This is a genomic window from Devosia pacifica, assembly GCF_014652635.1.
Taxonomy (GTDB): domain Bacteria; phylum Pseudomonadota; class Alphaproteobacteria; order Rhizobiales; family Devosiaceae; genus Devosia; species Devosia pacifica.
The window spans coordinates 230683-244790 of sequence record NZ_BMZE01000002.1; the positions used below are offsets into that span (position 1 = coordinate 230683).

The window sequence follows — 14108 nt, forward strand, 5'->3', positions numbered from 1 at the left end:
AAAAACCACGCGGCCCTAATTCTCTCATCGTGTGAACGATGAAGGTTCGCTATTTTCCTTGATCAACACCTCATCGAGTATCGTGACCAGCAAGGCTGCCGCAAGCGCGCCGAGAACGGTCAAGCAGGCACGCTGCATGAAAGCAAATCCCGGCTCCGATGATGCAAGGGCGCTTCCGACAAGAGCGATCACGGAGGCTGCATCTTGGTAGGCCATGGAAGGTAGACGCCCGGTCAGCATCTTGTTGCCCAGCCAGAGCGTGATCAGGAACACGAGGCCGAACAGGACAGCAAGATGACCAACCGCGTTCAAGATCGCGAGAACGCTCAGTGCCAGACAACCTCCCAACACGACCGAGAAACTGCGCTGGCCAGCTTCTACCCACAGCGATCGGCGTGTTGAATGCACGAGCACGAACATTCCCGCTACGGCCAGCATGACATTTGAAAAGTCGAGGATGGTGTAAAGATAAAGCGAGTAAGCCAGCATCACGCCGGTGCGAATTGCTGCTCTACGACCCCATCCGTAACTAAACGCTGGCGAGTAATGATCGACGTTGATTTCCTGCGTTCTGGTCGGCAGCAATGCGTAAAGAACGGGAACGACCAAGGCAGACAGTAGCGCGGCCTTCGTCATCTCGTTGCGTAGAAAAATCATGCTTGGATAGGAGCCAAGGCCCATTATCGTCATCAGTGCCGCCGCGACGATAATCAGCATGCCGAGGGCATTGCCGGTTCTCTGGATAAGATAAAATGCCAGAAAATATATGACACCCATCGTCACGACGAGAGCCAAGGGAACCCCTTGCAGCGCGATGACGACGCCCGACATCAACCACAGCATCGCGCTGAAGATTATTGGCGCGCCAAACACCCGCTTCGGGTCGAACGCTTTCCTGTTGCCAGCCAGTAGTGAGAACATCAGTGTCGGATAGACCATGGCCAGCGGTGAGCGCAGCGCCATGGCGAGTGACAGGCCAATAAGAGGCATGAACGCGACCCGCACCGCAAACAGCGGATCATCATCGATCGATGGGCGCGGAGCGATAAACATTGCCGGTCAATAAAGGTAGGAGAAGTAGGCGGAAGCCGTCTGCAAGGCACCTGCCAAAAGTGCCACAGGGCTGGAACGACCTTCAGCATAGACCAGCGCACTGGCCTTGGACCCGACTCGCACGTTGTGCGGCCAGTCTTGCCCTTCAGCCAATTCAATATGCACGGGGATGGTCCGGGCAGGCTCGAACCAACGCGCCATGGACTGGTTCTGCGGCAATCCATTGGCTGCTGTGCGACCAGGATCGATACCCCAGGCGACCCCTTGGACCCGAGCGGGAAACTTGCGACCGGGCACGCCATCGAAGACGACGTCCGCTTCGTCACCGACATCGACATTCGCAAGCTGGTTCTCGCGCATATCGACGACAATCCAAGAACTGCCGCTTTCGATAAACGTGAGTGCCGGGGTGCCGGCATTTACGAACTGGCCCACGGCAAGCCGCAGATTGGTAATCACACCATCAGCGGGGGCCACAACGGTCGCAAAGGAGCGGTTCAGTTGTGCCTGCTCAAGCTGCACTTGCGCGGCCATAAGCTGCGGGTTGGCGCCACTCACACCCGCTTTCAGACGTGCACTCTCAAGTTCCGCGGTTGCAGCGTCAAGATTTGCTTGAGCCGAGGTGAGCTGAGAGAGGGCCCCGTCGAGTTGAGATTGCGATGCAAGACCACGATCGAACAGAGTTCTCGTGCGCTCAGTCGCGGCCGTTGTGCTGTCGAGGTTTGCCTGCGCCTGGCTAACCTTTGCTTCAACGGACGTGAGCGACATTACCGATGCATCGACAGTTTGAGCCACCTGGGCCAGATTGGCCTCGGCCTGGCGTACGGCAAGCTCCAGTGGCGCCGGATCCAGAGTGAAGAGGGGCTCACCCGCCGTCACCGCCTGGTTGTCCTCGACGAACACCTCCTGCACCTGACCTGCAACACGCGGAGCAACAAGCGCGGTCAGCGCCGCTGCCGATCCCGTCGTGCTTGAAGGCGCGAGAAGATCAGTCGTCACATGCCAAGCAAGAGAGGCAACGAGAAGCAGGAGAATTACCAAGGCAACTTTTCGGGCAGGGTTGCTGCTCTCGCTAGTGGCTGGCTTCTGATTGTCGCTCGCGATCGGCTTCCGATCGTCGTCGCCGCTCCCTTGCGATGGGGACTCCGCTGGGACAGTAGTATCATGATGCCGAGAAGCGAGTTCAGTCACAGTGCCCGTTCGTCCTTGCAATAAAGCCGGAACGCTCCTAGTAAGCCAGAATGGTATATATCTCTATGATCGAGATAGTTTATGGTAGAGACACCGTCAAGAGAGTATGCCGTTCGTGAAAGGCGTCTGATGCGCATCGGCGAGGCGCTGCAAGATTTTCTGCGCAACGTCGAAGCGGCAAGGGATCAAGCGGCGCGGGAGCAGAATCTTCACCCGACCGACTTCGCTTGCATCGGGTACCTTTTTCGTGTCGGCGTGCCGGTAAGTCCCAAGCAGATTATCAGCCGCATGAACCTGAGTTCGGGGTCCGGCACAGCTCTGCTGGACCGTTTGCAGTCGCTTGGGTACACGCGCCGGCTACCCAATCCAGATGACCGGCGGAGCGTTCTGATCGAACTGGATCAGAGAGCCGCCGCCGAACCATTGAAGCGCTATCTCGAGCTGGAAGAAAGCTATCGACGCGCCACGGACCAGTTCTCAGATGAAGACCTGGAAGTAATTGCAGAGTTTGTCTCGAAGATCAGCACCCTGACTAGCGAGACGTAAGTCTGACACCGGTCAGTGTGGGAGGCGACCTGCCCTCCACAGCTGACCTGAAATCGGCGCCAGCCTTAGTCTTCGTCGCTGTAGGTAAGGCTCTGTGGCGCATTGGTAAAATCGGTGGCCGAAAAACCCGACCCGGTATTCCCGAGTTGGCTGCGATTGCCAGCAGAGATCGTGCTGAGTGGCTGAAGGGTGTCCTTGTCGACGAGCAGCACGCCGAGCGAACCATCTGCCTGACGTACATCAACGCGGATGGCTTCGCCCCATTCTTCAACCCGCTCGGCGGCAATACCGTTCTCGGCAAGTGCCGCGGTCAAGGCGAAGTCGGAACGACCGTGAACCTCGTGGTCATCGGAAGCAAAGGATGCTGCAGGGGCCAGAGAAACGGCAGCGAGGGCGGCAACAAGTGCTATTTTGATATTCATCGAAGTGTCCTTTCTTTTGAACACCCCCACTCTCGTCCGCACGGATTGCGCCAACATTGCGCGGAAAAAAAACGCTGGCACCTTTTTGGTCCTTCAGTTTTTAGCAAGGTCATTCAGTGTCTTAGCGTGATTTTTTCGGCCTCACCGGCGTCGTACTTGCCTTTCGATCGCGAGCCGACAATGGTTCAGTTTCGAACCGCATGCGCGCCAGAAGCTTCGAGGCCAGAGAACATCACGGACTAGGAAGTCTGCTATACGGGCCATCAAGCTGCGGGAGCCTGGGGAAGGCGTATTTCGAACAGGGCACCGCCTCCCTCGTTCGCCCCTGCGACGACCCTGCCATTGTGTCGATGCACAATGTCTCGTACCAGACTTAGCCCCAGACCTGCACCCTGGCGAAGGGGAGCAACACGATGAAAGGGCTCAAAAATCTCCTTCAGTTGCGAAGGATCGATCCCCGGCCCCGTATCGGCCACCTGCAATCGAGCGTCGCGACAGACACGAACGGAAATCCGCGCATGTTCGCCGCCATGCGCGATGGCATTCTGTATAACGTTCGTCAGGGCTCTCCCCAACGCTTCAGAATCCCCGAGAACTTCGATCCTGTCCGCCTCTGCCTCGAAGTCGATCTCGTCGCCGGCGGCTATCGCCAGGGGCGCAAGCTCTCCCGTAACGTTGCTGGCCAGTTCTACAAGATCCAGCTTTTGGAGGCGCATGCCGGACAGATCCATTCTTTGCAGATCAAGCAGCTGGTCCGCCATGCTGCTCAATCGCGCTACGTCAAGCAGCAACTGCTTGCCTTTCTCATCATCCGGCAGCAGCTCAAGTTTGGTGTGAAGGATGGCAATCGGGGTGCGTAGTTCGTGAGCAGCATCAGCCATGAAACGTTGTTGCCGAGCGACACCCGCATCGATCCGCTCAAGCGCATCGTTCACAGCCTGAACCATGGAGTGCAACTCGGTCGGCACGCGCTCGGCCGACAGGCGAACCCCGGGCTGGTCCACATCAATTGAGGCGGCTTCCGATGCCAGAGCTTCCACGCCACGAAGCTGGCGGCCAACGAAAACAGGTATCGTCAGCATTGTCGTCGTCGCGAGCAGCAGGATAAATCCCAAAAACCAGGGATTAGAAAACGCCATGAGCAGGACCGACGGACCGAGCGTCGGCCCGCCGGCGGTGATTATCCACAGCCTGCCCACCGGACTCGGATGATGGCGCACGATCGCGAATGGCGTGGAATCATCGCCGATATTGGAGATATTTGCCGAACTGATCCGGGTGATGTCGCTCGTCAGCGACTGGATGTGTTCCGGCACGTCACCAAGTTGCACCGTATCGCCTGCTTCATCAACAGCATAAAACCAGAAATCGGGATGATCAGCACTCACCCGTTCGAGCTCACGGGTAGACCTGACATTGAGGCCGCCCCCGATGGCAGGCCGCACCGCATCGGCGATCACCTTGATAACGCCAGAATCAAGCCGCTGCTCCTCGCTGAGGAAGTGGAACACCGGAAGCACAGCTGCAAAAGTGAAGCACAGCACCACGACCGTTTGCATAAGGATCATGCTGCGCATGAGCGCTCGTCGCAGTGACCGGGGCCTCGGGCTGCTCATCTGGATGCCTTCAAAAGGTACCCCAGGCCGCGAATACCGTGGATTTCTACAGCAGCCTCTGAGAGTTTTCGACGCAAGCGCGAAATATGCGCGTCTAACGTATTGGATGCAATCTCATCATCGAAGCCATATACAGCCTCCTCAAGAGCGCTGCGCGAAACGGTTCTCCCATTGCGTCGAGCAAGCAGTTCGAGCGCAAGCAGTTCGCGTCGTGTGAGCTCGATTGGCTCATCGGCCACATACGCGATCCGTTCGGTGAGATTGAATTTGAGCTTTCCTACAGTGACAACTGATGGTCCCATCTGTGCGGGTCGTCGCAGCACCGCCCGAAGTCGCGCCAACAATTCGTCAGTCGAGAACGGTTTAGGCAGGTAGTCGTCCGCACCAGTGTCGAGACCGTCGATGCGTTGTTCGAACGAGCCCAGCGCAGACAGCACGATGATTGGCAGGCCGGGTTGGCCGCTTCGAATGATCGGGATCAGCGACAAGCCGTCGCCGTCCGGTAGCTTTCGATCAAGCAGAACCGCGTCGTGGACGCCGCTCTTACTCGCTTCCTCGGCCAGTTCGAGCGTTGCGGCGTGGTCGACGATTATATCCTGCCGATGCAGCGCTGCAGTCAACGCCCCGGCCATGTCCAGCTCATCTTCAACCAGCAATATGCGCATCATCTACTTCCCGTTGATGCGCATAAAATAAACCGCGAACATTGCCGGTCCATTGCGGCGACCCGCAATGTTCGCGGTTAAGGGTCAGGATCCCGAGGTTGCGCACGCAGCGCGCGCCCAAGTCCGGAAGAGCGCTCGCTTGTATTGCATCGAAGTGAAGTCATGACAGTGCGTTCGCAGGATGTGGATGAACATCTAGGACACTGTGAGATACCCATTTTCAGTCTCCTTCGGCCATTATCGGCCAATCGGAGAACGATTGAGACGAACTATTCGACAGCAGGCGCCGCTCGTACGCGCCAGAATGTTCCTCGGCTCGGGCCGGACGGCTTCACACCCACCTTGGCCTCTGGACGCTATGCAATCACGCGCTGCTCTGCGTTGAAGAAGTGGCAAAGGTCCTGACGGACATAGGTCTGGATCACGTCCCCGCTCTTTGGCCGCACCTGGCCTTCCATGAGCATCGTGATTGGCTGGTCGCCGTCGAGCGATGCGTAGATGAGCGTCTGGGCGCCAAGATTCTCCACCAGCTTGACGTGCATCTTGACGAATTCGGCATAGCCTGGGCGGTCTTCGGCGCTGAGATGTTCAGGACGCACCCCGAGTTCCACCGCGCCCGTCAGATCCCCTGCGCCGGAAGGCGTCGCCCAGCGGATGGACTGCGTTCCGAGAGTGAGCTCAAGCCCGGTGTCCCCTTGCGTGACCGCATTGAGGGGCAGGAAATTCATCTTCGGACTACCGATGAAGCCCGCAACGAAGCGGTTTTCCGGATGGTTGTAAAGATCAAGCGGTTCGCCGTGCTGCTCCACCCGACCGTCGCGCAACACCACAATCCTGTCGGCCATGGTCATCGCTTCAACCTGATCATGGGTCACGTAGATCATCGTGCTGCCCAAGCGCTCGTGAAGCTGGGCGATCTCGACGCGCATCTGTACGCGAAGCTCCGCATCGAGGTTCGATAGCGGTTCGTCGAACAAGAAGGCGCGTGGGTGGCGTACGATCGCCCGGCCGATGGCGACGCGCTGGCGCTGACCGCCGGACAGTTGCGCTGGCTTGCGCTTGACCAATGGCTCCAGCTGCAGAATGCGCACAGCCTCGGCAACGCGTTCCGCGGTTTCCTGCTTGCTGGTCCCGGTCATCCGCAGGCCGAAGCTCATGTTCTGTTCGACGCTCATATGCGGGTAAAGCGCATAGGTCTGAAACACCATGGCCAAGCCGCGTCGCGCTGGCTCGATATCGTTGCACCGTTTGCCGTCGATGAGCAGATCGCCGCCCGTGATGTCCTCAAGACCCGCGATCATACGCAGCAAAGTTGACTTGCCGCACCCGGAGGGTCCGACAAACACGTAGAACTTGCCTTCCTCGACCGCCAGATCGACGCCGTGAATGACTTCGCTTGCTCCGAAAGACTTTCTAATGCCCTTGAGTTCGATCGCATTCATGCAGCAACCTTTCGCCACCAGGACTTGATCCCTTCAGCACGTGCAGAGGGGGCCAACGGTTTTTTAGAGCTGGCCGCGTAGCGCGCCAAACTCGCGCGGAGGCATCGTGCCACAGGCCTTTGGTTCAGATCCGTCGTCAAATCGATCGCACTGAGGATGAGGCGGCCCTTGCCCAGCGCCACCTCGGCGAGAAGAACAAGATCTCTATTGGCATTCCAATCATCTATGACCCGCATGAGGGCCCCGACATCGAAGCCAGCAACATCCAGCGCCCGGCGATGAAACGTCAGCTCCCAAAGATGCCAGTCTGAATGCCTGTCGATCGGGAATCCCGCGAACGCCGGGTGGTCACTGTCATTGAGCAGCCCCATAGTGTGCGGCTCCTGCCCCTGCGTCCACAACGTGTTCCAGAAGGCCGCCGTGTGACCGAGCGAGGCGTTGGGCTTCATCGCCTCGGGCCGTGGCTGGAAGACCACCGTCTCCCCGTCCTCGACAAGAGCGAGCACCTGATCATCGAGTTCATGAACGATCTTCGGGGGGGCAGGTGCTTCGTCAGCCGGCAGCACCCAGACGCCCCATCGATTGCGGTACTCGGTGCCGTCCAGCGAAATCACCAACTCATAGCGCTCGGCTGCAGGCAGATTGCTCGTATCGATTGAAATGCTGCCCACATCGTGCAGATGCCCGGTAGGCAGATTGCCCACCTCGATTGTCCCCTCGGCGGCGCATCCATGGGCCCCCAACAACTGCCAGCGAATTCGTGCGTCATGCAGGTGTTTCGGCCCGAACTGAGCGATCTGCACATCGGCTTCAAAGCCAGCACCCTGTTCAACGACAAATTTCGAAGCGCGCACCAGCGGCACGACAGGGCTACAAAACTCCGAGAATTCCTCTGCGCTCACATATGGCTTGGGATCCCAGAAAGCGTCGACGACCCCCACCAGAGCTGTCCCTTGACCTGTAAAATCCTGAAGGCCCAGCAATTGCGTACCAAGGAAATCCCTGGTGCGCAGCGCCGCCTCAATATCCTCTTTATAGAGCTGCGTTTGCAGCTTGCCGTTGTTGATGAAGTAATCGTGCCAGAGGTGCAAAAGTCCCTTCTTGTCTAGATCGTCACGAACAAGCTCGAAACTGCGCGCCTCTGTAACGCCGGTGTACTTGTCGATTTCATCAAGATTTGGAAACACGCACCACTGCCCGATCTCGTGACTGAGCAGGGGAAGTGTTTCCGCTTCCACGTAATTGCGCCAGTCGGTTCTGGTCTCGAGTGGGCGCGCATTGAGGCGAGCTTCCAGCCCTTCTTGCCAGCGTTGACTGCGAGCCTCCGGTTTGCTGGCGTAGTCTGCGCGTTGCGTGGTGGGCCAGCCGGAGCCCCCGGTATAGGCGCGGCGCTTGTCGCGGGCCTTCCATTCCCCAATAAACCGCTCCAGAAATGCGTGCAGTCCGTCGCCATGCACCTCGTTGCCGACGCAGAACATTACAAAACTTGGGTGATTGCCGTAGGCCTTGATGATGCGCTCCGCTTCGGCATGGATATACCGATCAAGATTCGGGTCCGCCCCCAGTACGGGCCAGACAGGCGTCTCCACATGCAGCAGAATGCCCATCTCGTCCGCGACATCAAAGGCGGCTTCCGGCGGGCACCAGGAATGGTAGCGCACGTGATTGAGGCCGTACGCTTTCACTGCTCCGAACACCTTGCGCCACCCTTGATGATCGGTGGGCGGATAGCCGGTGAGGGGAAAGATGGCGCAATCGAGCGTACCGCGCAAAAAGACGGGCCGGCCGTTCAAAAGAAGACGCCTGCCGTCTCGTTCGAAGCTGCGAATGCCGAAGCTCGTGGCGTGTCGATCCTGCTCGATACCGTCCCGTAGCCAGGTCACTGCCAGTCGATGCACGACGGGATCGAATTCATCCCAGCGCCGGGCATCCTCGGGAAGCGCGACTTCGATCTCTGCTTCAAGGAAGGCGCTGTCGAGCCGAAACGGATGCCGGATCTCGAGCGGCTGGGCGTCGTCGCCAAAATCAAATGAAAGCACCAACTCGTCGGTGTGTTCTTCGGTCCAGTATGTCGGCCAGCGCAGCGAAGGGTCGTAAGCTTCCAGTTCGATCTTTACCTGCGCCTCGTGGCTGCGCGCATCGATATCAAGCCGGGCGATCGATGCACGGGCGGCTTCGATTGCCATGCGGCCGACGACGCCGTTCCAGTTGGTCTGCGTGTGGTCCGATTGTGAGTGGGCAACATCAGACATCATCGAGTTTTCGCGGATGACCGCTTCGCCCACGGCCTCGTAGCGAGCATTGTCGATCATCATCACCAACCGGTGTTTGCCAGCCGAGAGCTGGCCGATCAGCAGACGGTTTGGTGTGGACAGGCTGTCGTCGCGTCCGAGCTTGTAGCCATCGACCCAGACATTGAGCTCACCATGGACACGCTCGAGAAACAGATGATGAAACAGCCCATGGGCATTTTCCGGTACTTCGAAATCCCGCGCATACCAGGCCTTGCCCACATAGGGATGCTTGCGGGACAGGAAGAACATGGTTTTTTCTGTGGTGAGGGGCGTTTTCGCTGCCTCGTCCACGCTGCCTGGCAACGCAATGGTCTCGGGGAGCGTGCCATCAAACCACTTCTCGCGTTCGCCGACGGATTCCGAATCTAGAGCGAATTCCCACTCGCCGGCCAAAGCCGTTTCAAACAACATCACATCTGTCCATTAGCTTGAGACAAAGGCGGGAGACGAGCCGCAGCCGCCTCCCGCCCCGAAGGTTACATGCGCGCCTGAACCGTTTCCTTGGCAGAAGCCAGGGCCTCGTCGACACTCATGATGTCCCGCGCGATATTGTCGACCGCTGTGCGCATCGCGTTCGCCGCAACACTATCGAGCGGATGCAGAACGAACGGGATCAGCTCTTTCTGAGCTGGCGCGAAGATCTCATTGACGTTCTGACCGTCATAATAGGGGTCTTCAAAGTTCATCCAGTCAGCGTCACCTGCCGGATTGTAGGCCGGGTACAAGTCATCACTCTGGAACTGCTGCTTAAGGCTCGCCTCGTCCGACACGATCCACTTCACAAAGGCCCACGCAGCTTCCTTGTTGTCGGAGGTCTCTAGGATGCCGATGTAGTCTCCGCCGCTGTTGAACGAACGGTTACCCTCCAGTGCCGGGGCCGACGCGACGCCCCACAAACCTTCCTGATCCGCCGCATAGGCGCGTTTCAGCAGACCGCCGAACCAGTTTCCGTACATCACAGTCGCGAGTTGACCGCGCTGGAATGCACCCTGCCACTCAGGCGTCCAGGCAGCGAATGGCGAGATCATTCCGGCATCGGCGGCAACTTCCACCTTCTCGAGCGCTTCCCGGAAGACCGGGTGATCGAACTGAAGGTTGCCCTCCTCGTCAAAATAGCTGACGCCAGCCTGAGCCATCATCGCCCGCACGATTTCCTCGCCATTGCCGATGACCCAGCGCTCGTTCGGCACGACCAGTTTCTGCCCCTCTTCGATGAAGGCATCCCAATCGCTGAACAATTCCGAGATTGCCTCGGGGTCGGTCGGCAGGCCTACTTCTTCAAAGATGTCGCGGCGATAGAACATGCCGCCGGGACCGGTGTGCTTGGGCATCGCGACGACCTTGCCGTCATCCAGGGTGACATTGTTCACCGTGAATTCGGCGAAGTCCCCCAGCATTTCGCCGGCATTATAGGGCTCTTGCGAGAGATCCACCCATTGCGGCCTGTCGCGCAGCAGTGCCATCATCCCGATTTCGATCATTGCAACGTCCGGACCACTGCCCGACAGCATCCCGCGCTGCAGCGTGTTGAGATAGGCGTCATTGGCAGTCGGGTAGCCCTGAATCTCAACATTGATGTTGGGGTAGGCTTCCGCGAACGCCGGCAACAACGCCTCGAAGGTGCGGTCGTTGTTTGGCCAGGTCCATACGCTGATGTCGCCGGAAATTTCTGTATTGGCCGTATCCTGCGCGATAGCGGGCAGCACGGTGATCAGCCCGGCTGAAAGTACAGCCATCGTCTTAAGCCAAGGTTTGGTCATTTGGGCCCTCCACTTCATGTTGTTATGCCGCTTTGGCGGCTTACCGACCCGGCGCGTTGCTGCACCGGGTCATTTGACGGCTCCTGATGTGAGACCGGCAATGAATTGCCTGCTGAGCAGGGAAAACAGGATGAAGACGGGCACCAGACCCATCAATGTCGCCAGCATCACGGCCGGCATGTCCGAATAATGCGTGGTCGACAGGGACGTCAGCGCCAGTGGCACCGTGAATTTTTCACTGGCGCCGAGAATGACCAACGGCAGCTGGAACTCGTTCCAGGTCTCGACCAGCGTCCACACCGCCAAGGCTGCCAAGCCCGGCCGGATAATCGGCACGACAACGAAGAAGAATGTCGCGATGCCCTTGGCGCCGTCCATTTCGGCGGCTTCATACAATTCGCGTGGTACGGTTGAGCCAATATAGGTGTACATCCAGACGACACCGAAGCCGGAGGCGGCCGCCGGCAGGATGAGCGGCCAATATGTGTTCAGCCAACCGATCCAGCTCATCTGCAGGAAGAACGGTATCAGCGCCAGTGACGGTGGGAAAAACAGCGTCGCAAAGCTCACTAGCAGTAGCGTCTTGTGCCCTGGCGCCCGGGTGTATCGAGATAGCCCGTACCCGGCCAGCGCACTGACGAAAACGAGCAGAATGGTCTTTGGTATCGCAACAGCCAGCGAGTTGATGATCGGCCGGAACGGCGGATAGACGCCGGCAATGTTCTCGAAGTTCTGAAAGATGTTGTCGCCGTAAAATAGCGGCGGCGGGAACTGGAATACCTCCGCCAGCGACCGTGTGGCGAAGACAGTCGTCCAGTACAGCGGCAGCACAAACAGCGCAGACAGAGCAAGGATGATCAGGGTTAGCAGCAGATTGAACCTGCGCTCGCGATTTGCCAGCAAGCGTTTCATTGCGCCCCCATCCTCGAGCGACGCAACGCTGCCTGATAGATTAGGGTGAGGGTTACGACACCTGCAAAGATGTACCAGGATACGGCCGCACCCAGTCCGAAATTGAATTGCGAAAATGCAGTGGCATACAGGTACATGCCAAGCGTCGTGGCACTGTTGTTGGTCCCGCCAGTGCCTTGGGTGAGCACAAATGGCTCATCGAACATCTGCACGCCGCCCAGCGTCGCGGTGATGACAGAGAACGCCAGGGACGGAATGAGCAACGGAACGGTAATGCGCGAGAAGATCGCCCACCGCCCGACGCCGTCCATGCGCGCCGCTTCATAAATATCGCGGGGGATCGACTGCAGCCCGGCAAGGAAGATGATCATGTGCCAGCCGGTCCAGCGCCATATTACGAGTAGCACGACCAGCGGCTTGATCCAGAACTCGGACCCCAGCCAGTCGAAGTAGCTCGGCGTGCCGGTAACGGCGCCGGTCATCAGGTTCACCAGGCCGCCATTCGACGTGAAAAACATGCGCAGGATGATTGCCGCGATGGATGGCGCGACGAGCAGCGGCAGGAGGAAGACCATGCGGAAATAGTTGCGCCCGAAAACGACATAGCTGTCGACGAGGACCGCCAGTGTCAGCGCCAGCCCCACGGTCAGCGCAGTCGACCAGAACCACAAGAAGATCGTGTTGCCCAAAGCCTTGCGAAAGATCGGATCACCGAGCGCGCGGCTGTAGTTTTCGAGGCCCACGAACACCGGCTCGCCAAATCCGTCCCAATGGTTGAAGCCCAGATAGGCCGAGAAGAACACCGGAAAGATGCTGAACAAGGCGAACAATACGAGGAACGGCGCGACGCAGATGTAAAGCGCGCTGTTCCGCTTGATATTCGCAGCAATGGAAGCCCTGTCGCTCACGACCCCTCCTCGGCAACCTATTCTTTTAATAATCAGATGATTTGTCGCGCTGTCAAGGATTGCCCTCGGCTTGACCGCACGGAATTTGCTCATTAGTCCTTTAATCATCAGATCAAAGGGCATTTCGTGAAGATTACATCCATCAAGACGAAGGTCGTGAATGCGGAGATGCGGAACTGGGTTTTCGTCAAGGTGGAGACCGACGAGCCGGGGCTGTTCGGCTGGGGCGAGGCCACGCTTGAGTGGAAAACCCGAGCCGTGGTCGGGGTCATCCAGGATCTGGCCCCTCTGCTGATCGGGCGCGACCCGCGCGACATCGAGCAGGCCGTCCGCGCCATGACCAAGCAATCCTTTTGGCGGCTTGGTGCCGTGGGCATGAGCGCCGTCTCGGGCGTCGAGCTCGCGCTATGGGACATCCTTGGCAAGCATCTGAACGTGCCGGTCTGGCGGCTTCTCGGCGGGAAAGTCCGCGACAAGGTGTCGGTTTATACCCATCTCGGTATGGGCGACATGCGTGCCGTTTACGAAACCAACGAAGCCAATGCCTTGGCCGATCGGGCGCTGGAAGTCATCGGCAATGGTTACACCGCGTTCAAGGCGGTGTTCATTCCCTACACGCACTACCATGCCCCGCTTCCCGAGATCGATCAGGTCGCACGCATGATGGAGGCTCTGCGCGGTGCTGCCGGTGATTCCGTCGAGATCATGGTCGACTTTCATGGGCGTCCGGCCTCCGCCGGCGCCGCCCAGGCCTATATCGATGCCCTCGCGCCGTTCCGCCCAATGTTCATCGAAGAACCGGTCCAGCCCGCAGATTTCAACAGCCTCAAGAAGCTGTCGCAGAAAACCCAGGTCCCGCTGGCAACCGGCGAACGTCTGATCGACAACAGCGAGTTCGATACGTTGTTGTCACTCGGTGCCATCGATATCGTTCAGCCGGACATCTGCCATTGCGGCGGGTTGCTGGAAGCCAAGAAGATTGCTGCCCGCGCAGCATCGGTTGGCGTTGGCGTTGCGCCGCACAATCCTCTCGGACCGATCGCTGGCGTTGCCGCGCTTCACTTCGCCGTCTCGACGCCCAATCATGTGATTCAGGAGGAAATGGTCGGCGCCGTGCCGTGGTATTTCGATGTGGTGCAGGGTCCAATCAAGATGATCGATGGGTTCTGGCAGGTGCCGGATGCGCCGGGCCTTGGCGTTCATGTCGACGAGGACGAGTGCGATCGTCATCCTTTCAAGCAGGAAGTCCTCCATACTCAAAACGCGGTAATGCCCGACGGCACTCTGGTGGACTGGTAG

The 14108-nt window shown here is 58.6% G+C and carries 12 protein-coding genes; 2 read left to right on the forward strand and 10 right to left on the reverse strand.

Translation table 11 applies throughout. The features are described 5' to 3' along the window. Window positions 1-24: 24 nt before the first annotated feature. Together IE127_RS08235 and IE127_RS08240 are read right to left on the reverse strand one after the other, a co-directional pair. Window positions 25-1053 (reverse strand): FUSC family protein, encoded by a 1029-nt coding sequence (locus tag IE127_RS08235; protein ID WP_189425147.1) that lies wholly within the window; start codon window positions 1051-1053, stop codon window positions 25-27. Between the two features lie 6 nt (window positions 1054-1059). Continuing rightward, complete coding sequence (locus tag IE127_RS08240; protein ID WP_210310461.1) at window positions 1060-2052, reverse strand: HlyD family secretion protein; 993 nt, start codon at window positions 2050-2052, stop codon at window positions 1060-1062. A 321-nt stretch (window positions 2053-2373) separates the two neighbouring features. Between IE127_RS08240 and IE127_RS08245 the strand changes: the two genes are divergently transcribed. Continuing rightward, window positions 2374-2790, forward strand: coding sequence for a MarR family winged helix-turn-helix transcriptional regulator (locus IE127_RS08245; RefSeq protein WP_189425149.1), 417 nt, complete (start codon window positions 2374-2376; stop codon window positions 2788-2790). Between the two features lie 65 nt (window positions 2791-2855). Here the strand turns inward: IE127_RS08245 and IE127_RS08250 are convergent, their stop codons facing one another. The 8 genes from IE127_RS08250 to IE127_RS08285 form a co-directional block, all read right to left on the reverse strand. After that, window positions 2856-3212, reverse strand: coding sequence for a hypothetical protein (locus IE127_RS08250; RefSeq protein ID WP_189425151.1), 357 nt, complete (start codon window positions 3210-3212; stop codon window positions 2856-2858). 263 nt (window positions 3213-3475) lie between these two features. After that, the gene (locus IE127_RS08255; RefSeq protein WP_189425153.1) at window positions 3476-4789 is read right to left on the reverse strand and encodes a sensor histidine kinase; all 1314 of its coding nucleotides are present in this window, start codon (window positions 4787-4789) and stop codon (window positions 3476-3478) included. 35 nt (window positions 4790-4824) lie between these two features. After that, on the reverse strand, window positions 4825-5493 hold the full coding sequence (locus IE127_RS08260) for a response regulator transcription factor (RefSeq protein ID WP_189425155.1): 669 nt from the start codon (window positions 5491-5493) through the stop codon (window positions 4825-4827). A gap of 356 nt (window positions 5494-5849) precedes the next feature. Beyond that, a complete protein-coding gene (locus IE127_RS08265; RefSeq protein ID WP_189425157.1) occupies window positions 5850-6935 on the reverse strand; it encodes an ABC transporter ATP-binding protein in 1086 nt (361 codons plus the stop codon). Beyond that, complete coding sequence (locus tag IE127_RS08270) at window positions 6932-9640, reverse strand: DUF8487 domain-containing protein (RefSeq protein WP_189425160.1); 2709 nt, start codon at window positions 9638-9640, stop codon at window positions 6932-6934. Before IE127_RS08270 ends, IE127_RS08265 begins: the two co-directional genes overlap by 4 nt. A 65-nt stretch (window positions 9641-9705) precedes the next feature. Continuing rightward, window positions 9706-10989, reverse strand: a complete 1284-nt coding sequence (locus tag IE127_RS08275) for an ABC transporter substrate-binding protein (RefSeq protein ID WP_189425163.1) — start codon at window positions 10987-10989, stop codon at window positions 9706-9708. A gap of 69 nt (window positions 10990-11058) precedes the next feature. Beyond that, window positions 11059-11901 carry a carbohydrate ABC transporter permease gene (locus tag IE127_RS08280; protein WP_189425164.1) on the reverse strand — a complete coding sequence of 281 codons (843 nt, stop codon included), beginning with the start codon at window positions 11899-11901 and terminating at the stop codon, window positions 11059-11061. Then, on the reverse strand, window positions 11898-12809 hold the full coding sequence (locus IE127_RS08285) for a carbohydrate ABC transporter permease (RefSeq protein WP_210310462.1): 912 nt from the start codon (window positions 12807-12809) through the stop codon (window positions 11898-11900). Before IE127_RS08285 ends, IE127_RS08280 begins: the two co-directional genes overlap by 4 nt. Window positions 12810-12935: 126 nt before the next feature. Between IE127_RS08285 and dgoD the strand changes: the two genes are divergently transcribed. Beyond that, on the forward strand, window positions 12936-14108 hold the full coding sequence (gene dgoD / locus IE127_RS08290; RefSeq protein WP_189425167.1) for a galactonate dehydratase: 1173 nt from the start codon (window positions 12936-12938) through the stop codon (window positions 14106-14108).

Excerpts from the sequence above, each read along its gene's own strand:
- IE127_RS08270 (WP_189425160.1), bottom strand. The coding sequence starts at position 9,640 with ATGTTGTTTGAAACGGCTTTGGCCGGCGAGTGGGAATTCGCTCTAGAT.
- IE127_RS08235 (WP_189425147.1), bottom strand. The coding sequence starts at position 1,053 with ATGTTTATCGCTCCGCGCCCATCGATCGATGATGATCCGCTGTTTGCG.
- IE127_RS08275 (WP_189425163.1), bottom strand. The coding sequence starts at position 10,989 with ATGACCAAACCTTGGCTTAAGACGATGGCTGTACTTTCAGCCGGGCTG.
- IE127_RS08280 (WP_189425164.1), bottom strand. The coding sequence starts at position 11,901 with ATGAAACGCTTGCTGGCAAATCGCGAGCGCAGGTTCAATCTGCTGCTA.
- IE127_RS08245 (WP_189425149.1), top strand. The coding sequence starts at position 2,374 with ATGCGCATCGGCGAGGCGCTGCAAGATTTTCTGCGCAACGTCGAAGCG.
- IE127_RS08250 (WP_189425151.1), bottom strand. The coding sequence starts at position 3,212 with ATGAATATCAAAATAGCACTTGTTGCCGCCCTCGCTGCCGTTTCTCTG.
- IE127_RS08255 (WP_189425153.1), bottom strand. The coding sequence starts at position 4,789 with ATGCGCAGCATGATCCTTATGCAAACGGTCGTGGTGCTGTGCTTCACT.
- IE127_RS08265 (WP_189425157.1), bottom strand. The coding sequence starts at position 6,935 with ATGAATGCGATCGAACTCAAGGGCATTAGAAAGTCTTTCGGAGCAAGC.
- IE127_RS08260 (WP_189425155.1), bottom strand. The coding sequence starts at position 5,493 with ATGCGCATATTGCTGGTTGAAGATGAGCTGGACATGGCCGGGGCGTTG.